The following is a 24861-nucleotide window of genomic DNA, read 5'->3' as shown; positions in this document are numbered from 1 at the left end:
GACGTAGGACAGAAGAGCGTGCGGCCCCTCCCCGATCGGGGAGGGGCCGCACGCTCTGTCATGTTCCGCCCGCGCGGCCGGTCAGGAGCCCTTCTCCGCCGCCGTGCGCCGCAGCCTGATGGTCTCCAGCAGGTCGAACCCGTCCAGCAGCCGCTCGCCGAAGCCGCGCAGCCGCCGCAGCGTGGACGGCGGCAGCAGCACCGCCCGGATCCGCCGCCGCCGCGACACCGTGGCCGCGATCGCCTGGCGCACCGTGCGCAGCTCCTTGCGCAGCGGCCCGGTGCGGCCCGGGTCACGGGCGAACAGCACCCGCTCGACGGCCGAGGCGATGGCCGACAGGGCCGCCGCCGCGTCCGCGCCGAACTCGTACTGCTGCACCAGCCGTCGCGCCAGCGCCCGCGGGGTCTCGCTGGCGTGGCGGGCCAGGCCGTAGTCGTACAGGACGTCGTCCAGCTCGGCCCAGGCCGCCGTGACCGAGGGGGCGCGTCCGGCGGTGGCCCTGGCCGTCACCCCGTCCGACGGCTGTGCCGGTTGCCGGTCCAGCGCCCTTATCCGGCGGTTCCTGGTGACCACCCGCGCGGCGGCGGGGATCAGCAGGACGAGCAGCAGCCCGGCGAGCCCGAGGGCGACCTTGCCGATCACCGGCGAGGACTCCTCCGGCGCCGGCGCGCCGCCCGGCAGGAGCTGGCTCTCCCGGTCCACCGCGCGCGGGTTCTGCTGCGAGCCGGGGGCGATCTCGTCGCTGCCCGCAGAGCTCGTCGCGCCCGGCGTCGGCGTCGAGGAGTCACCGGTGGACTCGGGCGCCGGCACCGAGTACGCCGGCGGCCGCGCGCTGCCCTGCCCCAGCGAGCCCGAGGGCGTCGGCTCGAACGGCAGCCAGCCCACGCCCTCGAAGTACAGCTCGGGCCACGAGTGGGAGTCGTTGGTCCCCACCTGCCACCGGCCGCCGACGACGCTCCCGCCGGTGTAGCCGATCGCCACCCGCGCCGGGATGCCCATCAGCCGGGCCAGCACCGCCATCGACGCGGCGAACTGCTCGCAGTAGCCCGTCCGGCTGTGCAGCAGGAAGTCGGCCAGCGCCGAGGTGCTGTGCCCCTGCGTCCGCAGGTTGTAGGTGAAACCGCCGTCCTCGGTGAACCACTTCTGCAGCTTCACCGCCGCCTCGTACGGCGAGGACACCTCACCGACGATGCGCCGCGGCAGCGCCCGGATCTCGGCCGGCAGGTCCTCGGGCAGCGCGAGGAAGCGCGGGTCCACCGCGTCCCGGTCGAACGGCAGCGACTCCAGCAGCTCACGGGTCGGCGCCGGCTCCGACGTCAGCACCCGGTAGCCCAGCCCCGCCGCCTCGTCCCGGGTGGAGAAGACCATCAGCGTGTCCACGTCGGCCCGCCAGTCGCCGTCCACCTGGATCTCCCTCGGCGGGTACGGCAGCGGCAGGAACATCAGCTCCGCGACCTGGTCGCTGATCTCGATGTCGGTGGTCACGTTCGTGACGTCGGTCCTGCCGGTCAGTCCCGGCGGCTCGGGCAGCGGGCCGTTGTCGGTGCGGTTGGCGACGGCGCCCTTCGGCTTGGTCATGCCGAACTGCTGGCCGTCGAACGTGTCGAGCGCGTAGATCCGCAGGTAGCGAGGCTGGTTGTCGTTGCTGGCGTAGGTGAGGACGATGCGCCGCTCGGGCAGTTCGAGCTGGCCACGCAGACCGGCGATCGGGTTGGGGATGCTGATGGAGTTGCCGCGCCCGCCCGTCCCGCTGCCGCCCACGCCGAACTGGAAGAATGACACCGGCTCCATCGCCGGCAGCAACGCGGGCACCAGCACGGCCAGCGCGATCGCGGCGAACCCGATCCGCTTGCCCGACAGCCGCAGCCCGCTCGTGTCGGCCGCCGCCGTCTGCCGCGCCGTCTGCCGGGCCGGAGCCCCGGTCCGTCCCGGGGCTCCCTGCGACGGCGTCGCCGCCATGCGGGTCCTGCGCACCAGCACCGCCCGGCCCCAGTGGCCGATCCGCTCCCGCCCGTCCGCGACGAGCAGCCCGACGAAGCCGAACGCGGCGATGATGAACGCCGGCCAGCTGATCGGGTCGGGCAGGATCGTCGCCGGGACCGTCGCGAGCGCCAGCAGCGGCAGCCCCGCCAGGGCGGCCCGGCGCAGCCGCGCCGCGAACAGGTCCACGAGGATCGCGATGAGCGCGACCCCGCCGGTGGTCAGCAGCACGATGCCCTCGGTGTCGGGCACCGGGGCGGCGAAGCGCTGGATGTCGGCCCAGCCGACCCCGAGCAGCCGGCCGAGCTCCAGCACCGACGCCTTCGTCGGCACCACCAGCCCCCACGCCTCCTCGGCGGCGAACGACACCGTCAGGTAGATCCCCGTGACGGCCAGGGCCAGGACCGGCGCCGCCCACGCGGGCAGCGACAGGCGGCTGCTCACCAGGCCGGCCGCCATCACGGCCAGCACCGCGCCGAGCGACGACCAGAACCACGTACCGCCCTCGAACAGGGGGTAGAGCAGGATGGCCGCGGTGAACGTGGCCGCCCCCGAGGCGACGGTCAGTCTCATTTCCTCCCCCTCACGCCGGGCCTCCCGCGGGATTGAGCACGTACCGGCCGCGGTTGGCGGCGTGCTGCCACACCGACGCGATCGAGGCGCCGGCGGGCAGGTTGACGATGCGCCAGCCGTACCCGGCGAGCACGGCCTGCACAGCCTGGTGGTCGTCGGCCGAGCCCGGCGCGCCGCCGTCCCAGGTGCCGACGTCGAGCAGCACCGCCACGCCGGTGATGCTGCTGTGCCGCAGCCGGGCCAGCTCCCTCGCCTCCTCCGGCTCCAGCGCGCCGAGCACGGCCACGATCAGCCCGTCGCCGCCGCCCTGGCGCAGCGCCGAGACGCCCATCTCCAGCGAGCGGGCGGGGCTGTGCCTGATCACGGCGAGGGTGTCGAGCAGCGAGTAGCTGAGCCCGCTGTCGGTCAGGTGCTCGGGCCCCTGGTCGGTGACCAGCCGCAGGCCCAGGCCCTCGTGGGCGAGGTGCACGCCGATGGAGGCCGCGGCCGAGACCGCCACCTCGAACGACGAGCGCGGCCCCTCGCCGCGGTGGGCGTGCCTGCGGGTGTCGAGCAGGAGCGCGCCGCGGCTCTGCCACTGCTGCTCCTCCCGCCGTACCATCAGCTCGCCGCGCCTGGCGGTCGAGCGCCAGTGCACCCGGCGCAGGTCGTCGCCCTGGCGGTACTCGCGCGGCGCCACGTCGTCGTCGCCGGCCGCCGCCACGCTCCGCGTGCGGCTCTCGCCGCCGCCCGACCACTCGCCCGACAGCCGTACGTGCGGCAGCGCCGCCACGTGCGGGGTCACCACGAGCGTGTCGCTGATCGTGAACGAGCGGGTCAGCTCCACCAGCCCGAACGGGTCGGCGATCCGGATGGACAGGGGCCCGATGGTGTAGCGGCCCCGCAGGTCGGAGCGCACCCGGTAGTCGATCTCCCGTACGCCGCGCGGCTCCACCCGGTCCAGCACGAACCGGGGCCGCACGCCCAGCGCGTACGGGACTGTGTCCTCGATGAGCAGCAGCCCGGTGGGCAGCCGGGTGACGTTCTCCAGCCGCAGGGTCACCGTGGCCTCGCCGCCCACCTCGGCCCTCGGCGGGTCCAGCCGCCGGGCGCAGCTCAGCCGGTAGCGGGTCCGCGCCACCACCATGGCGGCCAGCAGCGGCAGCGCCGTGATCAGCACCCCGATCCTGAACAGGTCGCTCTCGCCGAGGAAGAACGCCATCAGCAGGGCCGCGATCCCCGAGGCGAGGAACGAGCGGCCCCTGCTGGTCAGCGCCCGCAGCCCCGCCCTCATGACGTGCCGCCCGTGCCGTGCCGCCCGGAGAGCCGCCCGGGGTGCCGCCCGGAGGCGTGCGCGCGCCGCCGGTCCATCAACGGCCTCGCGTCTCCGGCACCGGCACGCGCCTGATCAGGTCGGCCACCACCTGCTCGGGCAGCCGGCGCTGGCCCTGGGCCTCGACGCTGGGCAGCAGCCGGTGCGCCAGCACCGGGATCGCGAGGTCCTGCAGGTCGTCGGGGATGACGTAGTCGCGGCCGGCCAGCGCGGCGTGCGCCCTCGCCGCGCGTACGAGCTGCAGCGTGGACCGGGGCGAGGCCCCCAGCCGCAGGTCGGGGGAGTGGCGGGTGGCCACGACCAGGTCGATGGCGTACTTCTTGACCGCCTGGGAGACGTACACGCCGCGCACGGCCTCGATGAGCGAGCGCACCTCCGAGGTGGTCGCCACCGGCTCCAGCTTGTCCAGCGGCGAGGTGCCGCCGTGCACGTCGAGCATCTCCAGCTCGGCCGTGGGCTCGGGGTAGCCCATGGCGACCCGGGCGGTGAAGCGGTCGCGCTGCGCCTCGGGGAGGGGATAGGTGCCCTCCATCTCGATCGGGTTCTGGGTGGCGATCACCATGAAGGGCGCGTCGAGCTGGTACGTCACGCCGTCCACGGTCACCTGGTGCTCCTCCATGCATTCGAGGAGCGCCGACTGCGTCTTGGGGGAGGCGCGGTTGATCTCGTCGCCCACCACGATGTTGGCGAAGACCGGGCCCGGCTTGAACTCGAACTCCCGGGTCTGCTGGTTGTAGGCGCTCACCCCGGTGATGTCGCTGGGCAACAGGTCGGGGGTGAACTGCACGCGGCGTACGGGGCAGTCGATGGAACGCGCCAGCGCCTTGGCCAGCATGGTCTTGCCGACGCCGGGGACGTCCTCGATGAGCAGGTGGCCCTCCGAGAGCAGGACGGTGAGGGTGAGCCGGACGGCGTCGCCCTTGCCCTCGATCACCGACTCGATCGCCTCGCGGATCCGGTGGGCCACGGTGACCAGCTCGTCGAGCTGGGGAGGGACGTCATGGGTTACTGCCACCAGGCCTCCATGAGAAGTGCTACGGCTGTCCCGGCGTTGCCTTTGCGGGAGCCATGCCGTTCCTTTTCCATTGTGTGTACGACCCTACGACGCTGTGGGTTGTCGAGCGACATTTGTGGATATTCCAGGGAACCTGGGCGATGTTCCCGTTTTGGTGCCACCGGGGTCCGCGTCCTGTGACACACTGGCCCGCTCGCCACTCCACTTTCCTCCACGCGGCCGTTCCCGGGCCCCTCCAGAGCCGCCCCTGGCCCGCGTTCCCGGGCTTCGCGCAAGTCTCGACACGCCCGTGCGAGTTGATCGCGCCCCCACCCCCCACCGCTCCGACCCCCCTCTCTGACCTGCGGTAACGCAAGGGAAACCGATGATGAAGACGGTTCGAATCAGTTGACGGTGGGGAGAAGTGGAGTATGGTGGTGCGCAGTGGAGGGCCCGGTGCACCAGCGCTGAGCGCTTCACTAGGCACGGGAGGTGGCGCCGATGTTCCTCGGCACCCATCACCCGCGCCTCGACGACAAGGGACGGCTGTTCCTGCCGGCTAAGTACCGTGAGGAGCTGGCGGAGGGTCTTGTGATCACCAAAGGCCAGGAGCGATGCCTCTACGTCTTTCCCGTGGAGGAGTTCCAGCGCATTACCGAGGCTCTCCGGACCGCCCCGGTCACCGCCAAGGCGGTGCGTGACTACAGCCGCGTCTTCTTCGCCAGCGCGTCCGACGAGACGCCGGACAAACAAGGACGCATCACGATCCCGCAGGGCCTGCGCCACTACGCCGGCCTGGAGCGTGACTGCGTCGTCATCGGAGCCAACACCCGGCTGGAGATCTGGGACTCCCAGGCCTGGGACACCTATCTCAGCGAACAGGAGCAGGCGTTCGCCGATCTGTCGGAGGAGGTGCTGCCAGGGATCTTGTGATGTAGCCACGGTCGATCCGTCGGAGCTGTCGTTCGGCGAGGTCTCCACCCGCAACCACTGCCGGTCAACTGATGCACCTTCCCCGGTGTCAGTGGACGGGCGTCCACGAAGAGGGTGCGGATGGGGACCTGGCCGGGCGGCGCCGGGTGGGGACCCAGGAAGAACCGGATCGATCGACACGCGTCATCCGCGAGCAAGGACGCGAAAGGGGGGTTGGAGATGCAGGACGACGTCGGCACGGGTGGTCACGTTCCGGTGATGCTCGGCCGCGTACTGGAACTGCTGGGCCCCGCGCTCACCGGCCCCGATCCCGTCGTGGTCGACGCCAATCTCGGCCTCGGCGGCCATTCTGAGGCCCTGCTCGCGGCCCACCCGTCGCTTCACCTGATCGGGATCGACCGCGACCCGTTCGCGATCGAGCACTCCACACGCAGGCTGAGCCCGTACGCGGACCGCATCACGCTGGTCCACGCCTCGTCCGGCGACCTGCGGGAGGTGCTCGCGCGGGCCGGGCGTCCCGTCGTCAACGGGGTGCTGTTCGACCTCGGGGTGTCCTCGCCGCAGCTCGACGAGGCCGAGCGGGGGTTCGCCTACTCCTACGACGCGCCGCTCGACATGCGCATGGACACCGAGCAGGAGCTGACGGCGGAGACGGTGGTCAACACCTATTCTGCCGCCGAGCTGACCCGCATCCTGCGCGTCTACGGCGAGGAGCGATTCGCTCCGCGTGTCGCGGGCCTGATCATCAAAGAACGCGCCAAAGAGGCAATAACCTCGACCAAGCGGCTCGCGGACATCGTGCGCGACGCGATCCCCGCCGCTACCCGGCGCACCGGGGGAAACCCCGCCAAGAGGACTTTTCAGGCGCTGCGCATCGAGGTGAACGCGGAACTGTCCGCCCTGGAGGCGGCGCTGCCCGCGGCACTCGACGCGCTCGCCCTGGGTGGTCGAGTCGTCGTGCTCTCATACCACTCACTTGAGGACCGGCTCACCAAGCAGGCCCTCACGGCGCGAACCAGGGACACCAGCCCCCCCGGGCTGCCCGTCCCCCTGGAGGCTCACCAGCCCAGGTTCCGCCTGCTGACGAGGGGAGCGGAGCTCCCGAGCGAAGAAGAAGTCGCCCGCAACCCGCGGGCGACCTCGGCCCGGCTACGGGCGGCAGAGAGGATCCGTGTTGACGACTGAGCAGGAGACCGGCCGGGTCGCGGCCGTGCGCCGCGCGGCGCCCGCCGCAGCGTCCAAGGTGGGTTCCAAGGCGGGTGGCAAGACGGGGGCCAAGACGGTCCCCCGGACCGGCGTGCGCCGGTCCCCGGCCCCGCTCCAGTCCAAGCCGCAGCCCGCCGAGCCGCAGCAGACGAAGACGCGCACCCGCACCGACGCGCGTCCGGGCACTCGTACCGACCCCCGTACCACCGCGCGTCCCGGGACCCGTTCCGGCGCGCGTCCCGATGCGGCGGGCAGGCCCGCGGGCGCCCAGGCGCGGCCCGCGGCGGGGCGGCGGCCCGCGCGGCGCCAGCGCACGCCGTTCGTGCTGCTCGTCGTCGGGCTGATGTCCGGCGGCCTGGTCAGCCTGTTGCTGCTCAACACCATGCTCGCGCAGGACGCCATCACCGACGCCAAGCTGCGCGAGCAGATCGCGGTGGCGCGGCAGGAGAAGGAGAAGATCGAGCAGGACTACCAGCGCAAGAACCAGCCCGGCGTCCTCGCCGAGCTCGCCGAGCAGCAGGGGCAGCACCCCGACTGGGACAGCGTCAACGTCTGGAACGGTGACCAGGCACGCCAGGCGGACACGCAGCGGTGAGGGAATCAGGCGGCAGGGGGCAGGGACCCGGCCGCGGCGCTGGCGGCGCCGGCTCTCAAGGAGGGCCCGGCGCCGCTCGTCGTACGCCGGGCGGACCTGGACGGGCGGGGCGTCAGGGCGGCTCCGCCCGTTCGGACGGCGCGGGCCGCCCGGCGCCGCCGGACAACCCGCCCCGGCAGCCGCGCAAACGGCCCGACCCGCTGGACCTGCCGTTCGGCCCTGACGACGACCCGCGGGCCCGCCCCTCCCGCGACGACGACCCCCCACCCTCCGACGACGCCGCCCCCGGCGACCGCCGCTCCACGGGGGGCCGCGCCGGTGGGCGCGGACGGGCCGACGGTGGTCGCGCCCGCCGCGAGGACGGCCGGGGCGGCCCCGAGGACGGCCGCGGCCGACCCCGCGGCGCCACCGGCGAGCCGGGCTCCCGCCGCCGCCCGTCCAGCGAGGACGACCGCCCCCGCGGCCGCACCGCCGCCCAGAGCCGCGACCCCGGCCCACGCCCCCGCACCCCAGGCACCCGAGACGACGACGACCGCCCCCGCCGCACAGCCGCCGAGCGCGACGACAACGGCCCTTCCCGCCGTTCCTCCGCCGAGCGTGATGACGCGGGGCGGTCGCGGCGCGTTGCCGGTGAGCGGGACGACGACCGCATGCGGGGGCGGGTCCAGGATCGCGACGACCGGCGGACGCTCCGGGAGGGGCGTCCGGGGGAGGCGCGCGGCCGAGGGCGTCAGGACGACGACGGGCGGGCGCGGGGCGACACGCGCGGGCGTCAGGACGACGGGCCGCGCCGTGCCCGGCCGGGCGAACGCGACCGCGTCCCGCCGCGCCGTCCCGCCGACGGCCCCCGGGGCCCGCGCGGCGGGGACGTCCCGCCGCCGAGGGGCTTCGGGCGCCGCCCGCCGGCCCCGCCGCGCCCGCCGAAGCCGCCGCTGGTGCTGCGGCTCGGCAGCCCGCGCCGGCGCATCAACATCGGCCTGATCGGCATGACGTTCGTCCTGTCGATCTTCGCCGGCCGCCTGATCCAGATGCAGGGCCTCGACTCCAAGGTGTACGAGGCCGCCGCCGTGGACCAGCGCCAGCACGTCGAGACGATCCCCGCCAAGCGCGGCTCGATCACCGACGTCAACGGCCACGAGCTGGCGGTGACGGTCGAGGCCCGCGAGCTGTCCATCGACCCGTCCAAGATCACCGACGCGGGGGTGCGCGCGAAGGCCGCCAAGCTCCTCGCCCAGCAGCTCGGCAAGAGCGAGCAGGACATGGCCGCCAAGCTGGCCCGTACCGACACCCGCTACCAGCGCCTGGCGAGCGACGTCGACCCGCTCGTGGCGAGCCGGCTGCTGCAGGCGTCCATCCCGGCGCTGAACGCGAAGAAGACCTACCGCCGGCTCTATCCGGGCGGCGACCTCGCGGGCAGCCTCATCGGCTTCATCGGCGACGAGGGCAAGGGCCTGATCGGCATCGAGCGCACCAGCAACAAGCTGCTCGCCGGCCGCGACGGGCAGCAGCGCATGGAGACCGGCCGCGACGGCCAGCAGATCCCGATGACCAGCAGCCAGCGCACGGCCCCCGTCAACGGCCAGAACGTCCGGCTGACCCTCGACCGCGACGTCCAGTGGGCCGCCCAGAAGTCGGTCGCCGACCAGGTCAAGGAGTCGGGCGCGGACAGCGGCACGGTCATCGTCATGGACGTGCGCACCGCGCAGATCGTCGCCATGGCCAACGCCCCCGAGCTCGATCTCGGCAACTGGCGCTCGGCCCCGGCCTCCAGCCAGATCAACAAGGCCGCCGCCGACGTCTTCGAGCCGGGCAGCACCAACAAGGTCATCACGGCCGCCGCCGCGCTGGAGGCCGGGATGGTCACCCCGGACACCGTGTTCGAGGTGCCCGACCGGATCAAGTGCTACGACCAGGTGCTGCGCGACGCGCACGCGCACGCGGCCGAGTCGATGACGTTCCGCCAGGCGATGGCCGAGTCCAGCAACGTGGCCACGATCATGGCCGCGCGCAAGGTCGGCAGCGCCCGCCTGTACGCGATGCTGAAGGCGTTCGGCTTCGGCAGCACGCCGGGCGGCGGGGTGCCGGGCGCCGAGGCGGGCCTGCTGCCCGACTACCGCAAGTGGTCCGGCAGCCAGAGCTGCACCGTAGCCTATGGACAGGGCGTGTCGGTGACCGCGCTGCAGATGGCCAGCGTCTACCAGACCATCGCCAACGGCGGCGTCAAGATCGAGCCGCAGATCGTGGCGGGCACCACGGACGCCTCAGGCCACTTCGTCCCCGCCGCCCCCGGCAAGCAGACCAGGGTGGTGAGCGAGACCACCGCCAAGGAGATCACGACCATGCTGGAGAGCGCCGTCGGCGAGGAGGGCACCGGCCATCTGGCCGCCATCCCCGGCTACCGGGTGGCGGGCAAGACCGGCACCGCCAACCGCTACGACGCCGCCCTCGGCCGCTACGACGGCTACACTGCCTCGTTCGTCGGTTTCGCGCCGGCCGACGACCCGCGCCTGGTGGTGCTGTCGGTGCTGCAGAACCCGAAGAACGGGCACTTCGGCGGGCAGCTCGCGGCCCCCGTGTTCAAGGATGTGATGACGTTCGCCATCAAGAGCAAGAAGATTCCTCCCACAGGCTCCTCCGCGACGCCGGTGCGTACGCGCGCCGGAGAGTGACCAGGGAAGGTACGCTCTCGCCGTGCGTCCCCCGTCGTCTATGCGTCCCACGACCAATCCGCCTCGCCCGCTGACCGGGCTCGCGACCATGCTCGACGCCGGCTCCGGCACGTCGAGGTCGCCCCATGCCGCCCTGACCGGCGTCACCATCGACTCCCGCGACGTCCGGCGAGGTGATCTCTATGTCGCCCTGCCCGGCAGCCAGGCGCACGGCGCCACGTTCGCCGCGCAGGCGATGGCCGGCGGCGCGGTGGCGATCCTGACCGACCCCGCCGGGCGCGAGGCCGCCGCGGCCACCGGGCTGCCGGTGCTGATCGTGCCGGAGCCGCGCGCGCTGCTCGGGCAGATCTCCTCCTGGGTCTACGGCCAGCCGGCCCACGACATCCAGGTCCTCGGCGTGACCGGCACCAGCGGCAAGTCCACCACCACGTTCATGCTGGAGGCGGGCCTGCGGGCGGCCGGGCACACGACGGGCCTGGTGGGCGGCGTGGAGATCCGCGCGGGCGAGCTGCGCTTCCAGCCGACGCTGACCACGCCGGAGGCCACGGCGCTGCACGGCCTGTTCGCCCTCATGCGCGAGCAGTCCGTCACCGCGGCCGCCATGGAGGTCTCCAGCCACGCGCTCGCCCTCGGCAGGATCGACGGCGTCTACTACGACGTGGCGCTGTTCACGAACCTCTCGCAGGACCACCTCGACTTCCACAAGGACTTCGAGGACTACTTCGCCGCCAAGACGCGGCTGTTCCAGCCGGAGCTGAGCCGCGCGGGCGTCACCAACCTCGACGACCGCCACGGCCGCGAGCTGCTGCACCGGGCCAAGGTGCCGATGACCACGTTCTCGGCGGAGGGCGACCCGGAGGCCGACTGGCGGGCGCTGGACGTCCGCCTGGGCGCCGACGGCAGCGCCTTCCGGGTGACCGGTCCCGGCGGCGTGGAGGCCGACGCGCGGATCGCCCTGCCGGGGCCGTTCAACGTCGCCAACGCGCTCGGCGCCATCGTCACCCTGGTCGAGGCCGGGGTGCCGCTGCAGACCGCCGTGCACGGCGTCGGCACGCTCGCCGGCGTGCCGGGCCGCATGCAGCGCGTCACGACCGCCGAGGACGACTTCCAGGCGATCGTCGACTACTCGCACAAACCGGGCGCGGTGGAGTCGGTGCTGCGCTCGCTGCGTACGGTCACCGCCGGCCGGCTGGTCATCGTCCTCGGCTGCGGCGGCGACCGCGACAAGGGCAAAAGGCCCATCATGGGCGAGATCTCCGCCGAGCTGGCGGATGTGGCCATTTTCACCAGCGACAATCCCCGTACGGAGGATCCGCTCGCCATTCTCTCGGCGATGATGGAAGGAGCGCTCCGCGTTCCGCAGCACGGCCGCGCTCATGTGATCATTGAGCCCGACCGCGCCGCCGCCATCGGCCTGGCGATCGCCAGGGCCGGGCGCGGCGACGTGATCGTCGTGGCAGGCAAGGGTCACGAGCAGGGCCAGTACGTCTCAGGCGAAGTGATCCCCTTCGACGACCGCGAGGCCGTCGCCGAGGCGATCCACGCGCGCAAGGAAAGCACGGAAAGCAGGAAGCACTGATGATCCCGTTGCCGCTGGCCAGGATCGCCGAGATCACCTCCGGCACCCTGTCGGGCAAGGCCGATCCCCGCGCCGTCGTGCGCGGGCCCGTCGTGATCGACTCGCGGGCCGTCGAACCGGGATCGTTGTTCGTCGCGTTCGCGGGCGCGCGCGTGGACGGCCACGACTTCGCCGCCCAGGCCGTCAGGGCCGGGGCCGTCGCCGTGCTGGCCACCAGGCCCGTCGAGGCGCCCGCGGTGATCGTCGAGGACGCCGCGGCGGCCCTCGCCGTGCTGGCCTCCGCGCAGGTGGCCGCGCTGCCCCGCACCACCGTGATCGGCGTGACCGGCTCGGCCGGCAAGACCACCACCAAGGACCTCCTGGCCCGGCTCACGGCCAGGATGGGCCCGACCATCGCCCCCGTCGGCAGCTTCAACAACGAGCTCGGCCACCCGCTGACCGTGCTGCGCGCCGACCAGGACACCCGGTTCATGGTGCTGGAGCTGGCCGCCCGCAACATCGGCCACATCAAGGAGCTGACCCGCATCGCGCCGCCGCGCATCGGCGTCGTGCTCAACGTCGGCACCGCCCACCTCGGCGTGTTCGGCGGCAAGGAGGCCATCGCCAAGGCCAAGGGCGAGCTGGTCGAGGCGCTGTCCGGGGAGGGCGTGGCGGTGCTCAACGCCGACGACCCCCTCGTCCGCGAGATGGCTTCGCGCACCGAGGCCAGGGTCACCTTCTACGGCCGGGGCGAGGACGCCGCGATCCGCGCCGAGGACGTCACCATGGACGAGCGCGGGCGGGCCTCCTTCACCCTGCGCACCCCGTCCGGCGCCGCGCCCGTCACGCTCCAGCTCTACGGCGGCCACGCGGTCGACAACGCGCTCGCGGCGGCCGCGGCGGCGTACGAGCTGGGGCTGCCCGTCGCCACCATCGCCGAGGAGCTGTCGCAGGCCACGCCGGCCAGCCGGTGGCGGATGGAGGTCAGCGAGCGGGCCGACGGCGTCACCGTGATCAACGACGCCTACAACGCCAACCCCGACTCGATGCGGGCCGCGTTCGAGACGTTCGCCGTGCTCGGTCAGGGGCGGCGGCGCTTCGCCGTCATCGCGGCCCTGCGCGAGCTGGGCGAGGAGGCCACCGCGCTCAACCGCGAGCTCGGCGTCCTGGCCGGCGGCGCGGGCCTGACGGGCCTCGTCGTGGCCGGGCCCGACGCCGAGCCCGTCCTGGAGGGCGCCCACGAGGCCGCGAAGGCCGCTCAGGCGCCGCCGGGCGGCCCGCCCGGCGAGACCGGGCCGCGCATCGTGCACGTCCCCGACGCCGCCGCGGCCGCCGCCGCGCTCGGCGAGTGGCTGCGGCCCGGCGACGCGGTGCTGATCAAGGGCCCGCGCGCCATGGGCCTGGAGCGTACGGCCGAACTGGTCCTCGGAGGTGCCCCCCAGTGACCAACATCATCATCGCCGGCGCGGTGGGCCTCATCCTCTCGATGCTGGGCACCCCGCTGGCGATCCGGCTCTTGACGCGGCGCGGCATCGGCCAGCAGGTCCGGGAGGAGGGCGTGCAGGCCCACCTCGGCAAGCGGGGCACCCCCACCATGGGCGGCATCGTGTTCGTCCTGGCCGCCCTGTTCGCCTACGGGGCCTCCCACCTGGCCACCCTCACGCCGCCGACCGTCTCGGGCACGCTGGTGCTGTTCCTGATGACGGGGCTCGGCGCGGTCGGGTTCCTCGACGACTTCATCAAGATCTACAAGCAGCGCAGCCTCGGCCTGCGCAGCGGCGCCAAGGCGCTCGGCCAGCTCGTCGTCGGCGCGGTCTTCGCCGTCCTCGTCGTCCGCCAGCCCAACGTCTACGGCATCACCCCCGCCGAGACCCGGGTGTCGTTCCTGCGCGACATCGGCCCTTCGATCGGCATCGTCGGGTTCACCATCTGGGTGCTCATCATGATCGTCGGGTTCTCCAACGCGGTGAACCTCACCGACGGGCTCGACGGCCTGGCGAGCGGCGCCGCCGGCGTGGTGCTGGCGGCGTACGTGCTGATCGGCAACTGGCAGCTGCGCAACAACTGCATCGACCAGCTCGGCCCCAACTGCTACTGGGTACGCGACCCCCTCGACCTCGCCGTGGTCGCCGCGGCGGTGCTGGGGGCGCTCATCGGCTTCCTGTGGTGGAACGCCCCGCCCGCCCGCATCTTCATGGGCGACACCGGCTCGCTCGCCCTCGGCGGCGTGCTGGCCGGCCTGGCCATCGCCACCCGCACCCAGCTCCTCCTCATCATCCTCGCCGGCCTGTGCGTGATCATCACCCTGTCCGTGATCATCCAGGTCGGGTCGTTCAAGATGACCGGCAAGCGCGTCTTCCGCATGGCCCCGCTCCAGCACCACTTCGAGCTCAAGGGCTGGGCGGAGACCACGATCGTGGTCCGCTTCTGGCTCATCGCCATGCTCTGCGCCGCGCTCGGGCTCGGCCTCTTCTACGTCGAGTGGATGCCCAAGCCATGACCTTCACCTGCGTCGCCGGGCTCGGCGTCTCCGGCACCGCCGTGGCGCGGGCCCTCGCCGGGCGCGGCGAGCGCGTCGTCGTCGTGGAGGCCGCCGAGGGGGAGCGCCAGCTCGCCGCCGCGGCCGAGCTGGCCGGGCTCGGCGTCGAGACCCGCTTCGGCACGATGGCCCTGCCCGAGGGCGCCACGCGGCTCGTCACCACCGGCTGGGCGCCGCACCACCCGCTCGTCGCCGCCGCGCTGGAGGCGGGCGTGGAGGTCGTGGGGGAGGTCGAGCTGGCCTGGCGGCTGCGCCCGGCCCAGGCCGCCCCGTGGCTCGCCCTGACCGGCACCAACGGCAAGACCACCGCCGTGCGCATGCTCACCTCGATCCTGCTCGCCGCCGGGCACAAGGCCCTGGCCGTGGGCAACGTGGGCCTGCCCGTGGTGCGGGCGGTCGCGGAGCCGTACGACGTGCTGGCCGTCGAGCTGTCCAGCTTCCAGCTCCACTGGTCGGCGACGCTGGCCCCGCACGCCGCGGCCGTGCTCAACGTCGCCCCCGACCACCTCGACTGGCACGGCTCCATGGAGGCGTACGCCGCCGCCAAGGGCCGCGTCTTCGAGCGCGCGGGCACCGTGATCTACAACGCCGACGACCCCGAGGCGACCAGGCTGGCGGCGCCCTACCCGGGGGCCGTCGGGTTCACGCTGCGGGTGCCGAAGCCCGGGCAGCTCGGCGTCGTGGAGGACCTGCTGGTCGACCGGGCGTTCGTGGCCGACCCGGTGGAGGCGGCCGAGGAGCTCGCCACGCTGGGCGACATCCGCCCCCTCGCCCCGCACAACGTGGCCAACGCCCTGGCCGCGGCGGCGCTGGCCCGCGCGTTCGGCGTGCCCGGCGAGGCGGTCGCGCGGGGCCTTCGGGACTTCGTGCCCGACCCGCACCGGCTGGCGCTGGTCGAGCGGGTCGGCGACGTCGACTACGTGGACGACTCCAAGGCCACCAACCCGCACGCCGCCGCCGCGGCCCTGGCCTCCTACCCGTCGGTCGTGTGGGTGGCGGGCGGCCAGCTCAAGGGCGCCGACGTGGACGACCTCGTCCGCCGGGCCGCCCCCCGGCTGCGCGGCGCCGTGCTGCTCGGCGCCGACCGCGCCCAGATCGCCGAAGCCCTCGCGCGACACGCCCCGAATGTCCCCGTCGTGGACATCGCCGATCGGGACACTGGTGCGATGGAGAAAGTCGTCATCGCAGCCGCCGGCCTGGCCTCGCCGGGCGACACCGTGCTGCTCTCCCCGTCGGCGGCCTCACTCGACATGTACCCCGGCTATCCGGCGCGGGGCGAGGCGTTCGCGCGCGCCGTACGCGGGCTGAAGGAGCGGGCCGAGGGAGCGGTGTGAGCGCGACCGCCGAGAAGCGCGCGCACCCCGCCCCCGCCTCTGCCTCCGCCGAGGGGCCGCAGGGCTGGGCCCGCGAGCAGCTCGCCACCCTGCGCGAGCTGCTCGGCAGGCCGCTCACCACCTACTACCTGATCATCATGTGCGGCGCCCTGCTGCTCGCGCTGGGCCTGATGATGGTGCTGTCGGCCTCCAGCGTCGAGGCGCTGCAGAAGACCGGCAGCCCCTTCTCGTGGTTCATCAAGCAGTCGCTGTCGGCCGCGATCGGCCTGCCGGTCATGTACGCCTGCTCACGCCTGCCGGTGAAGTTCTTCCGCTGGGCCGGCTATCCGCTGATGGCGCTGTCGATCATCCTGCTGGTGATGGTGCTGTTCATCGGCTCCGCGGAGCAGGGCGCGCAGCGCTGGATCTACGTCGGATCCCTCACCATCCAGCCGTCGGAGCCGGCCAAGCTCGCGCTCGTGTTGTGGGGTGCCGACCTGCTGGCACGGCGGGCACGGCAGGGCCGCATCGAATGGCGGCAGCTGCTGATCCCGCTGATGCCGGGCACCGCCATCATGGTCGTGCTGGTGCTGCTGGGCAGCGACCTCGGCACCACGCTGGTGCTCTTCATGGTCTTCCTGTCCCTGCTGTGGGTGGTGGGCGCGCCGATCAAGCTGTTCGGCGGCATCATGTCGCTGGCCGTGCTGGCCGCGGTCATCATGATCAAGGTGGAGCCCTACCGGATGCGGCGCATCGGCGCCTTCCTCAACCCCTGGGCCGACGCGCAGGACGCCGGCTACCAGGCCGTGCAGGGGCAGATCGCGATGGGCTCCGGAGGCTGGTTCGGGGTGGGGCTCGGCCAGAGCCGGCAGAAGTGGAGCTGGCTGCCGCACGGCGAGAGCGACTTCATCTTCGCCATCGTCGGCGAGGAGCTGGGGCTCATGGGCACGCTCCTGGTCGTCGCGCTGTTCGGGCTGCTCGGCTACGCGGGGCTGCGCGTCGCCGTACGCGTCAACGACCCCTTCATCCGGTTGACCGCGGCCGCCATGGTCGCCTGGATCGTCGGGCAGGCCATCGTCAACATGGGCGCCGTCCTCGGCGTCCTGCCCATCACCGGCATCACCCTTCCGCTGGTCTCGTACGGCGGCTCGTCGCTGCTGCCCACGCTCGCCGCGCTCGGCATGCTGCTGTCGTTCGCCAAACACGAGCCGGGCGCGCGTGAGGCTCTGGCCGCTCGTGGCCCCGGACCCGGCGCGCGGGCCCTAAGCTGGCTGGGCCTGGGGGGTACGTCCAGAGGCCGAGCGACACGTTAGGGAGTGACCTTGATGAGGGTGGTCCTCGCCGGTGGGGGGACGGCCGGGCACATCGAGCCCGCGCTAGCCCTTGCGGACGCGCTGCGCCATCTCGATCCCGGCATCGGCGTCACCTGCGTCGGCACCGATCGCGGCCTGGAGACCCGGCTGGTGCCCGCCAGAGGCTACGACCTGGAGCTGGTGCCCGCGGTCCCGCTGCCGCGCGCGATCACCCCCAGCCTGCTGACCGTCCCCGGCCGGCTGGCCGGGGCGATCAACGCGGTCGCGAACGTGCTCGAACGCGTCCAGGCCGACGTGCTGGTCGGCTTCGGCGGCTACGTCGCCACGCCCGCCTACCTGGCGGCCAAGCGGCGCGGCCTGCCGATCGTCGTCCACGAGGCCAACCCGCGCGCCGGGCTGGCCAACCGGCTCGGCGCGCGGCTCACCGAGCACGTCTTCACCGGCCACCCCGAGGCCGCGCTGCCGAAGGCCGACTACATCGGCACGCCGCTGCGCCGCGAGATCGTCACGCTCGACCGGCTGTCCATGGGCGACAAGGCGCGCTCGTGGTTCGGGCTGGAGACCGACCGGCCCACGCTGCTGGTCTTCGGCGGCTCGCAGGGGGCCCGCTCGATCAACGAGGCCGCGCTGGCCGCCGCGCCCGCGCTGCGCGGGGCCGGGGTGCAGGTGCTGCACGTGATCGGGCCGAAGAACGTCATCGAGCGCGAGCCGCCGCCCGGCGACCCGCAGTACGTCCTGCTGCCCTACGTCGACCGCATGGACCTCGCCTACGCCGCCGCCGACGTGGCCCTGTGCCGCAGCGGCGCGCTCACCTGCGCCGAGCTGACCGCGGTGGGGCTGCCGGCCGCGTACGTGCCGCTGCCGCACGGCAACGGCGAGCAGGCGCTCAACGCCGAGCGGATCGTGCGCGGCGGGGGCGGGCTCATGGTCGACGACGCCGAGCTGTCGCCCGACTGGATCATCAGGAACGTGCTGCCGATGCTGCACGACCCCGAGCGCGTCGCCGCCATGTCGGAGGCCGCCGCCAGGCTCGGCCGGAAGGACGCAGATATCATGCTTGCCAGGAAAGTGTTGGAGATAGCCCGATGAGACTCGTGAAGCTGGTCGATCCCGTCCGCGTCGAAGAACTGGGGCGGGTGCACTTCATCGGCATCGGCGGAGCGGGCATGTCCGGCATCGCGCGCATCCTGCTCAAGCGCGGCGTGCGCGTGTCGGGCAGCGACGCCCGCAGCTCCGAGCTGGTCGCCGAGCTGCGCGAGCTCGGCGCGTCCGTGCACATCGGCCACGCCGCCTCGCACATCAAGGACGTCGACACCGTCGTCGTCTCGACCGCCATCCGCGACTCCAACCCCGAGCTGGGCGAGGCGCTCAAGCAGGGGCTGCGGATCATCCCGCGGGCGGCCGCCCTCGCCTCCGTGATGGCCGGGCGCACCGCCGTGGCCATCGCCGGCACCCACGGCAAGACCACCACGACCTCGATGCTGACGGTGGCGCTGCAGAAGTGCGGCGCCGACCCGTCCTACTGCGTGGGCGGCCAGCTCGTCACCACCGGGCTCGGCGCCGACGACGGGGCCGGCACGGTGTTCGTGGCCGAGGCCGACGAGAGCGACGGCTCCTTCCTCATGCTGGCCCCCGACATCGCCGTGGTCACCAACGTCGAGGCCGACCACCTCGACAACTACGGCGACCCGCGGGCCGTGCACGACAGCTTCGCCCGCTTCGCCGACCGGGTCGGCTCGCTGCTGGTGATCTGCGCCGACGACCCGGGCTCGGCCGAGCTGGCCGACCGGGCTCGCGAGCGCGGGCTGCGGGTGCGCACCTACGGCGCCGCCGAGGGCGCCGACTACCGCCTCTCCGGGGTCCGGCCCGACGGGTTCGGCACGGTCTTCGAGATCGAGGGGCGCGGAGACGTGCGCCTGGCCGTTCCCGGGGCGCACAACGCGCTCAACGCCACCGCGGCGATCGCCGTGGCCGACGAGCTCGGGTTGTCCTTCGAGGAGATCAGAGGGGGCCTGGGGGCCTTCACGGGGGCCAAGCGGCGCTTCGAGGCCAAGGGGGAGGCGGGGGGCGTCGCGGTGTTCGACAGCTACGCCCACCATCCGACCGAGCTGGCCGCCGACCTGCGGGCCGCCCGCGACGTCGTCGCCTCCTACTCGGGCGACGGGCGGGTCGTCGCGATCTTCCAGCCGCACCTCTACTCGCGCACCCGCTTCTTCGCCGACGAGTTCGGCGCGGCGCTGGGGCTCGCCGACGAGGTCGTCGTGCTCGACGTCTACGGGGCCCGTGAGGACCCGGAGCCGGGCGTGTCGGGGGCGATGGTGGCCTCGCGGGTGCCGCTGCCCGCGGAGCGGGTCTCGTACGCGCCGGACCGGGCCGCCGTGCCCGCGCTGGTGGCCGAGCGGGCGCGGCCGGGCGACATCGTCCTCACGATGGGCGCCGGCGACGTCACCGAGCTGGGCCCCCAGATCGTCGCCCGGCTCTCCTCCTGACGGCCACCCGGGCGTGGCGCCGGGTCTCAGGCGTCGCGCGGGCGTAGGTTCGGTGCCGATATGCGTGATCTGGGAGGGCGATGAAGGCGCGGACGGCGTTCCTGGTCCTGCTCACGGCGGGGGTGGTGGGCACGGCCGCGTGGCTGGTGTTCTTCTCGCCCGTGCTGGGCGTGCGTTCGGTGGAGATCGTGGGAAATATCACAGTCTCCCGCGAGCACATCGAACGGCAGGCCGCGGTGGCCGACCTGCACCCCCTGGCCACCGTCGACCTGGCGGGCGTCGAGTCGCGGGTGCTCGGCATCAGACAGCTCGCCAGCGCCAAGGTGGACCGGATCTGGCCGGGCACGCTGCGGATCGAGGTCGTCGAGCGGGAGGCCGTGGCGGCCATCCCCGCGGGCGGCCAGGTCGCGATCGTGGACGGCCAGGGCGTGGTGATCGAGGTCAGGCAGGAGGTCCCGCCCCTGCTGCCGGTGCTCCGGGTGGACAACCCCTCGGCCACCGACCCGGCGACGGTCGCCGCGCTCCAGGTCATCAAGGCCGTTCCCGGCGCGATCGCGCCGAAGGTCAGGCAGGTGCGCGCCGGCACGGCCGAGGGCGTCACGCTGGTGCTGTCCGACGGCCGTACGGTCGTGTGGGGCGGCACCGACCGGCCCAAGGAGAAGGGCCGCATCCTGGCCTCGCTGCTGAAGCGCGAGAAGGCGAACGTCTACGACGTGAGCTCGCCCGACGTGGTCACCCTGAAGTGATCAAGACCGTCAGGGTCTGGCAACCCAGCGGCAACGGCATCGCCCAGGCTGTGCGAGGCAGGGGTCGCGGCGTGAGAGCCTAAAGTCGTGATCGGCCAGGGGAGTGCCCCGACCAGGCACGACTTCGGAGCGAACCGGACAGCCCGCGACACGCCGGACGTGCTTGCGGCGCGGTTAGTTGACCCGCCCGGAGCGTAACTCCTACTGTCCGTATCAATCCTCAGGTTGACATAAATCTAAATCTCAACCTGAGGTTGAGAGTTACCCGAACTGACAAAAAGCGGAGACAATCCGCACCGAAATGGCAAGTCAACGAGCGGAAAGGCCCCTCGTCGTGGCAGCACCGCAGAACTACCTCGCGGTCATCAAGGTCGTCGGCATCGGCGGCGGCGGAGTCAACGCCGTCAACCGGATGATCGAGGAGGGACTCAAGGGCGTCGAGTTCATCGCCATCAACACCGACGCCCAGGCGCTGCTGATGAGTGACGCCGACGTGAAACTCGACGTGGGCCGCGAGCTCACGCGCGGACTGGGCGCGGGCGCCAACCCCGACGTCGGGCGCAAGGCCGCCGAGGACCACCGCGAGGAGATCGAGGAGGTCCTCAAGGGGGCCGACATGGTCTTCGTCACGGCGGGCGAGGGCGGCGGCACCGGCACCGGCGGCGCCCCCGTGGTGGCCAACATCGCCAGGTCGCTGGGCGCACTCACCATCGGCGTCGTCACCAGGCCGTTCAGCTTCGAGGGGCGCCGCAGGGCCATGCAGGCCGAGGCGGGCATCGAGACGCTGCGCGACGAGGTCGACACGCTGATCGTCATCCCCAACGACCGGCTGCTGTCGATCTCCGACCGGCAGGTCAGCGTGCTGGACGCGTTCAAGGCGGCCGACCAGGTGCTGCTGTCCGGTGTCCAGGGCATCACCGACCTCATCACCACCCCTGGTCTGATCAACCTGGACTTCGCCGACGTCAAGTCGGTCATGTCCGGCGCCGGCTCGGCCCTCATGGGCATCGGCCACGCCCGCGGCGACGACCGCTCGGTGGCGGCCGCCGAGATGGCGGTCTCCAGCCCGCTGCTGGAGGCCAGCATCGACGGCGCCCACGGCGTGCTGCTGTCCATCGCGGGCGGCTCCGACCTCGGCCTGTTCGAGATCAACGAGGCCGCCCAGCTCGTGTCGATGGCCGCGGCGCCCGACGCCAACATCATCTTCGGCACGGTCATCGACGACGCACTCGGCGACGAGGTGCGCGTGACGGTGATCGCGGCCGGCTTCGACGACGTGCCGGGACCGGCGGTCAAGGAGGTGCTGCGGCCGGCCGGCCGCGCCGCCGCCACGCCGCCGCCCGCGCCCCCGGTGTCCTCACCTGTGCGGCCGAGCGTGTCGTCGCCCAGCGTCAAGTCCGAGCCGCCCGTGCTGCGCCCCGAGCCACGCCCGGAGCCCCGTCCCGAGCCGCGCGCGGACTTCCGTACGGAGACCCGCCCCGAGCCGCGCCCCGAGCCGCGTCCTGAGCCCCGCCCCGAGCCGCGTCCCGAGCCCCGGCAGGAGTTCAGGCCGGAGCCGCGTCCCGAGCCCCGGCAGGAGTTCAGGCCGGAGCCGCGTCCCGAGCCGGTGCGCCCGGTGGAGCCGGTGCAGGCCGTCGCCGAGCCGGCCGGGGAGCCGCCCGCCGACGAGCCGTCCGGGCCCGTCTCCATCCCGCGGCCCACTCCCGAGCCCGCCAACCCGCCCACGCCCATCACCTCCCGCATGCAGGAGCCGGCCAAACGTCCCCGGGTGATCTTCGAGGAGCAGGAAGAGGAGCTCGACGTTCCCGACTTCCTCAAGTAGCACAGGCGTTCCACGCCGCTCCCGGGGACACGGGAGCGGCGCCGTCATGTGCGCGGCAGGTCCGGACGCGACGACTCCGGCACGAAGACGCAGGGAGACTCAGGTGAGAAGGGACGAGATCGCGGCCGGCCTCGCCCAGGTCGACGAGAGCATCGCGGCGGCCTGCCGCGCGGTGGGCCGCGACCGGGGCGAGGTCACGCTGATCGCCGTCACCAAGACCCGCCCGGCCGAGGACGTCAGGATCCTCGCCGAGCTGGGCGTGCGCGACGTCGGCGAGAACCGCGACCAGGAGGCCGCGCCCAAGGCGGCCGAGCTGGCCGGGCTCCCGCTGACCTGGCACTTCGTGGGGCAACTGCAGACCAACAAGGTCCGCTCCGTCGTCGCCTACGCCGACGTGATCCACTCCGTGGACCGTGTACGGCTGGTGGAGGCGATCAGCCGCGAGGCGGTCCGCCAGGGACGCGACGTCGGCTGCCTCATCCAGGTCGCCCTCGACGACGACCCGGCCAGGGGCGGCGCCCGCCCCGCCGACGTGCCGGAGCTCGCCGACGAAGTGGCGCTGGCCGAGGGCGTGTGGCTCGGGGGCGTCATGGCGGTCGCGCCGCTGGGGGAGGAGCCTGCCAAGGCGTTCGCCCGGCTGCGCGAGGTGGCCACCCGGGTGCAGGAGCAGCACCCCCGCGCCACGATGGTCTCCGCCGGGATGAGCGGCGACCTCGCCGAGGCGATCGCGCACGGCGCGACACACGTGCGGGTCGGTACGGCGTTGCTCGGTCGTCGCAAGCCCTTCGTCAGGTAATGTCCCCTCAAGTGGGTCTTCAGGCCCATGATCAGGTAGAGGTCGAGCCGGTGGAGGGTCTGAGCGGGTCACGTGATACCGCCTCGGCGCCGGGACACCGGGCCCGAGCGAGGGCGACCATGAGCAGGAGGACGACGTAGCGATGGCCGGCGCGATGCGCAAGATGGCGGTCTACCTCGGTCTCGTGGAGGACGACCGCTACGAGAGGTATGAGACCTACCAGGACGATTACGCCTACGAGGACGAGGCACAGCGGACCGGCGAGGAGCGGCCCGTGGCAGTCCAGGACCGCGACGACGAGCCTGACGCCCCGGTGCCCGCGCCCAGGCCCTCCACGGCGATCCTGGAGCGCCGCACGACCGATCTGGCCCGCATCACCACGCTCCACCCGCGCACGTACAACGAGGCGCGCACCATCGGCGAGCACTTCCGCGACGGCACCCCGGTCATCATGAACCTGACCGAAATGGTTGACAGCGACGCCAAACGGCTGGTCGATTTCGCGGCAGGTCTGGTCTTTGGCCTACACGGAAGCATTGAACGTGTTACCAACAAGGTGTTCCTGTTGTCCCCTGCCAATGTCGAGGTGACCGCCGAGGACAAGGCTCGAATCGCGGAACGCGGGTTCTTCAATCAGAGTTAGAGTCTCTGTATGTCCAACCCACCCCACCCGGTCTCGGCGAGACGGGGAGGGCTCATCAGAAGTGGAGGCTCGGCCGGGCCGTGGCGATCGTAGGTCAGATCTTGGTCGTAGTCCTGTCTCTCTACTTGGTGCTGCTCATCGGCAGAATGATCTTCGAGACCGTGCAGGCCTTCGCCAGACACTGGCGGCCGACCGGGCTCGTGCTGGTGCTGGCAGAGGCCACGTACACCGCGACGGATCCACCTCTGAAGTTCCTCCGCCGTTTCATTCCCCCGCTCCGGTTGGGTACGGTGGCCTTTGACCTAAGCTTCACCGTCCTCTTCATCGTGGTCCTGATCCTGATCCAGCTCGCGGGGCTGCTGCGGTGAACGGGACCGGTGCCGCGCAGGTCGTGTTCCAACTCGTGTCCGCGCTGAAGTGATTCGGGTTACCGTCCCTCCGGACAGACTCCAAGCGCGCCAAGGAGACCAAAAAGATGCCGCTGACGCCCGCTGATGTGCGGAACAAGCAGTTCAGTACCACCCGGCTGCGGCCGGGCTACGACGAGGAAGAGGTCGACGCCTTCCTCGACGAGGTGGAGGCTGAGCTTGACCGCCTGATCCAAGAGAACGAGGAGCTCCGAGCCAAGCTGGCCGAGTGCCTGCGCGGGAAGGTGCCGGGCGGCATGAGCATGCCCATGGCCTCCGCCCCGGTCCAGGAGCAGCCCAAGCCCGAGATGATGGCGCCGCCGCAGCCGGAGCCCATGCGGGCCCCCGAGCCGCCGCCGGTGCAGCAGCAGCAGCCGATGCCCGTGGCCATGAACATGCCTCCCGCCGAGGACAACATGGACACCGCGGCCCGCGTGCTCGCGCTCGCCCAGCAGACCGCCGACCAGGCGATCGCCGACGCCCGCCGCGAGGCGGACGAGACCGTCACCCGCGCCCGCCGCGAGGCCGACGAGATCCTCACCAAGGCCCGCCGCCAGGCCGAGCAGGTCATCGGCGACGCCCGCGCCCGCGCCGAGACCCTGGAGCGCGACGCGCAGGAGCGCCACCGCCAGGCCATGGGCTCGCTGGTGCAGACCCGCGACGAGCTGGAGCGCAAGGTCGAGGAGCTGCGCAGCTTCGAGCGCGAATACCGCAGCAGGCTCAAGCTCTACCTGGAGAACCAGCTCGCCGAGCTCAACGTCTCGGCCGAGGGCAGCGGAGGGTTCCCGGTCATGTCCGGTGGTCCCGGCGGTCAGGCTCCGGCCATGCACGCCGTGCCGCAGGGCGGCCAGCCGCCGCTTCCCGGCAGCCCCAACCCCTTCGGCGGCGAGGCTCCTCAGGGTGCTTTTCCCGGCGGTGACGGTCCCCACAACGACCGCCGGTAAAGTAACGGGTCACTAGGACCTGTCACTCG

General features: G+C 72.7%; 20 protein-coding genes. 17 read left to right on the top strand and 3 right to left on the bottom strand.

Translation table 11 applies throughout. From position 1 onward, the window contains the following. Positions 1–81 precede the first annotated feature (81 nt). The 3 genes from ACBR40_RS24435 to ACBR40_RS24425 form a co-directional block, all read right to left on the bottom strand. Positions 82–2553 carry a transglutaminaseTgpA domain-containing protein gene (locus ACBR40_RS24435; RefSeq protein ID WP_371250259.1) on the bottom strand — a complete coding sequence of 824 codons (2472 nt, stop codon included), beginning with the start codon at positions 2551–2553 and terminating at the stop codon, positions 82–84. 10 nt (positions 2554–2563) lie between these two features. Beyond that, positions 2564–3826 (bottom strand): DUF58 domain-containing protein, encoded by a 1263-nt coding sequence (locus ACBR40_RS24430; RefSeq protein ID WP_344214851.1) that lies wholly within the window; start codon positions 3824–3826, stop codon positions 2564–2566. A gap of 76 nt (positions 3827–3902) precedes the next feature. Then, positions 3903–4880 (bottom strand): MoxR family ATPase, encoded by a 978-nt coding sequence (locus tag ACBR40_RS24425; RefSeq protein ID WP_344214853.1) that lies wholly within the window; start codon positions 4878–4880, stop codon positions 3903–3905. 480 nt (positions 4881–5360) lie between these two features. On the opposite strand from ACBR40_RS24425, the gene mraZ reads away from it, so the two are divergent. The 17 genes from mraZ (at position 5361) to ACBR40_RS24340 (ending at position 24832) form a co-directional block, all read left to right on the top strand. Beyond that, positions 5361–5792: a division/cell wall cluster transcriptional repressor MraZ gene (gene mraZ, locus ACBR40_RS24420; protein WP_344214855.1), complete on the top strand. Its 432-nt coding sequence runs from the start codon at positions 5361–5363 to the stop codon at positions 5790–5792. 219 nt (positions 5793–6011) lie between these two features. Then, positions 6012–6977, top strand: coding sequence for a 16S rRNA (cytosine(1402)-N(4))-methyltransferase RsmH (gene rsmH / locus ACBR40_RS24415; RefSeq protein WP_344214857.1), 966 nt, complete (start codon positions 6012–6014; stop codon positions 6975–6977). Continuing rightward, on the top strand, positions 6967–7593 hold the full coding sequence (locus tag ACBR40_RS24410) for a hypothetical protein (protein ID WP_344214859.1): 627 nt from the start codon (positions 6967–6969) through the stop codon (positions 7591–7593). The genes rsmH and ACBR40_RS24410 overlap by 11 nt, the downstream gene beginning before the upstream one ends. Next, complete coding sequence (locus ACBR40_RS24405; protein ID WP_371250258.1) at positions 7590–10262, top strand: penicillin-binding transpeptidase domain-containing protein; 2673 nt, start codon at positions 7590–7592, stop codon at positions 10260–10262. The genes ACBR40_RS24410 and ACBR40_RS24405 overlap by 4 nt, the downstream gene beginning before the upstream one ends. A 40-nt stretch (positions 10263–10302) precedes the next feature. After that, positions 10303–11841, top strand: a complete 1539-nt coding sequence (locus ACBR40_RS24400; RefSeq protein ID WP_371250257.1) for a UDP-N-acetylmuramoyl-L-alanyl-D-glutamate--2,6-diaminopimelate ligase — start codon at positions 10303–10305, stop codon at positions 11839–11841. Further along, positions 11841–13265 carry a UDP-N-acetylmuramoyl-tripeptide--D-alanyl-D-alanine ligase gene (gene murF / locus ACBR40_RS24395; protein ID WP_371250256.1) on the top strand — a complete coding sequence of 475 codons (1425 nt, stop codon included), beginning with the start codon at positions 11841–11843 and terminating at the stop codon, positions 13263–13265. The genes ACBR40_RS24400 and murF overlap by 1 nt, the downstream gene beginning before the upstream one ends. Next, positions 13262–14320 (top strand): phospho-N-acetylmuramoyl-pentapeptide-transferase, encoded by a 1059-nt coding sequence (gene mraY / locus ACBR40_RS24390; RefSeq protein ID WP_329580462.1) that lies wholly within the window; start codon positions 13262–13264, stop codon positions 14318–14320. Before murF ends, mraY begins: the two co-directional genes overlap by 4 nt. Further along, positions 14317–15693 carry a UDP-N-acetylmuramoyl-L-alanine--D-glutamate ligase gene (murD, locus tag ACBR40_RS24385; protein ID WP_371250255.1) on the top strand — a complete coding sequence of 459 codons (1377 nt, stop codon included), beginning with the start codon at positions 14317–14319 and terminating at the stop codon, positions 15691–15693. The genes mraY and murD overlap by 4 nt, the downstream gene beginning before the upstream one ends. Further along, positions 15690–16985, top strand: a complete 1296-nt coding sequence (gene ftsW / locus ACBR40_RS24380; protein WP_344214869.1) for a putative lipid II flippase FtsW — start codon at positions 15690–15692, stop codon at positions 16983–16985. Before murD ends, ftsW begins: the two co-directional genes overlap by 4 nt. Positions 16986–16997: 12 nt before the next feature. Then, entirely contained in the window at positions 16998–18074 is a 1077-nt protein-coding gene (gene murG, locus ACBR40_RS24375; protein ID WP_344214871.1) for an undecaprenyldiphospho-muramoylpentapeptide beta-N-acetylglucosaminyltransferase, read from the top strand. Continuing rightward, the gene (murC, locus tag ACBR40_RS24370; protein WP_371250254.1) at positions 18071–19474 is read left to right on the top strand and encodes a UDP-N-acetylmuramate--L-alanine ligase; all 1404 of its coding nucleotides are present in this window, start codon (positions 18071–18073) and stop codon (positions 19472–19474) included. The genes murG and murC overlap by 4 nt, the downstream gene beginning before the upstream one ends. A gap of 80 nt (positions 19475–19554) precedes the next feature. After that, positions 19555–20220 (top strand): FtsQ-type POTRA domain-containing protein, encoded by a 666-nt coding sequence (locus ACBR40_RS24365; protein ID WP_344214875.1) that lies wholly within the window; start codon positions 19555–19557, stop codon positions 20218–20220. A 334-nt stretch (positions 20221–20554) separates the two neighbouring features. Next, positions 20555–22042: a cell division protein FtsZ gene (ftsZ, locus tag ACBR40_RS24360; RefSeq protein ID WP_371250253.1), complete on the top strand. Its 1488-nt coding sequence runs from the start codon at positions 20555–20557 to the stop codon at positions 22040–22042. Between the two features lie 46 nt (positions 22043–22088). Continuing rightward, positions 22089–22838, top strand: a complete 750-nt coding sequence (locus ACBR40_RS24355) for a YggS family pyridoxal phosphate-dependent enzyme (protein WP_371250252.1) — start codon at positions 22089–22091, stop codon at positions 22836–22838. Between the two features lie 142 nt (positions 22839–22980). Next, positions 22981–23481 carry a cell division protein SepF gene (locus tag ACBR40_RS24350; RefSeq protein ID WP_091076051.1) on the top strand — a complete coding sequence of 167 codons (501 nt, stop codon included), beginning with the start codon at positions 22981–22983 and terminating at the stop codon, positions 23479–23481. 80 nt (positions 23482–23561) lie between these two features. Next, positions 23562–23849 carry a YggT family protein gene (locus ACBR40_RS24345; protein WP_020545512.1) on the top strand — a complete coding sequence of 96 codons (288 nt, stop codon included), beginning with the start codon at positions 23562–23564 and terminating at the stop codon, positions 23847–23849. Between the two features lie 107 nt (positions 23850–23956). Further along, positions 23957–24832, top strand: a complete 876-nt coding sequence (locus tag ACBR40_RS24340; RefSeq protein ID WP_329580428.1) for a DivIVA domain-containing protein — start codon at positions 23957–23959, stop codon at positions 24830–24832. Positions 24833–24861 lie beyond the last annotated feature (29 nt).

This window comes from Nonomuraea sp. AD125B, from assembly GCF_041402765.1.
GTDB classification, from domain to species: Bacteria; Actinomycetota; Actinomycetes; order Streptosporangiales; family Streptosporangiaceae; genus Nonomuraea; species Nonomuraea bangladeshensis.
This window is presented reverse-complemented; position numbering and strand designations above follow the sequence as displayed.

What these genes read in the sequence shown, in the direction of transcription:
- ACBR40_RS24435 (WP_371250259.1), bottom strand. Translation starts at nt 2,553, where the DNA reads ATGAGACTGACCGTCGCCTCGGGGGCGGCCACGTTCACCGCGGCCATC.
- ACBR40_RS24430 (WP_344214851.1), bottom strand. Translation starts at nt 3,826, where the DNA reads ATGAGGGCGGGGCTGCGGGCGCTGACCAGCAGGGGCCGCTCGTTCCTC.
- mraZ (WP_344214855.1), top strand. Translation starts at nt 5,361, where the DNA reads ATGTTCCTCGGCACCCATCACCCGCGCCTCGACGACAAGGGACGGCTG.
- rsmH (WP_344214857.1), top strand. Translation starts at nt 6,012, where the DNA reads ATGCAGGACGACGTCGGCACGGGTGGTCACGTTCCGGTGATGCTCGGC.
- ACBR40_RS24400 (WP_371250257.1), top strand. Translation starts at nt 10,303, where the DNA reads ATGCGTCCCACGACCAATCCGCCTCGCCCGCTGACCGGGCTCGCGACC.
- murF (WP_371250256.1), top strand. Translation starts at nt 11,841, where the DNA reads ATGATCCCGTTGCCGCTGGCCAGGATCGCCGAGATCACCTCCGGCACC.
- murD (WP_371250255.1), top strand. Translation starts at nt 14,317, where the DNA reads ATGACCTTCACCTGCGTCGCCGGGCTCGGCGTCTCCGGCACCGCCGTG.
- murG (WP_344214871.1), top strand. Translation starts at nt 16,998, where the DNA reads ATGAGGGTGGTCCTCGCCGGTGGGGGGACGGCCGGGCACATCGAGCCC.
- murC (WP_371250254.1), top strand. Translation starts at nt 18,071, where the DNA reads ATGAGACTCGTGAAGCTGGTCGATCCCGTCCGCGTCGAAGAACTGGGG.
- ACBR40_RS24365 (WP_344214875.1), top strand. Translation starts at nt 19,555, where the DNA reads ATGAAGGCGCGGACGGCGTTCCTGGTCCTGCTCACGGCGGGGGTGGTG.
- ACBR40_RS24355 (WP_371250252.1), top strand. Translation starts at nt 22,089, where the DNA reads ATGTGCGCGGCAGGTCCGGACGCGACGACTCCGGCACGAAGACGCAGG.
- ACBR40_RS24350 (WP_091076051.1), top strand. Translation starts at nt 22,981, where the DNA reads ATGGCCGGCGCGATGCGCAAGATGGCGGTCTACCTCGGTCTCGTGGAG.
- ACBR40_RS24340 (WP_329580428.1), top strand. Translation starts at nt 23,957, where the DNA reads ATGCCGCTGACGCCCGCTGATGTGCGGAACAAGCAGTTCAGTACCACC.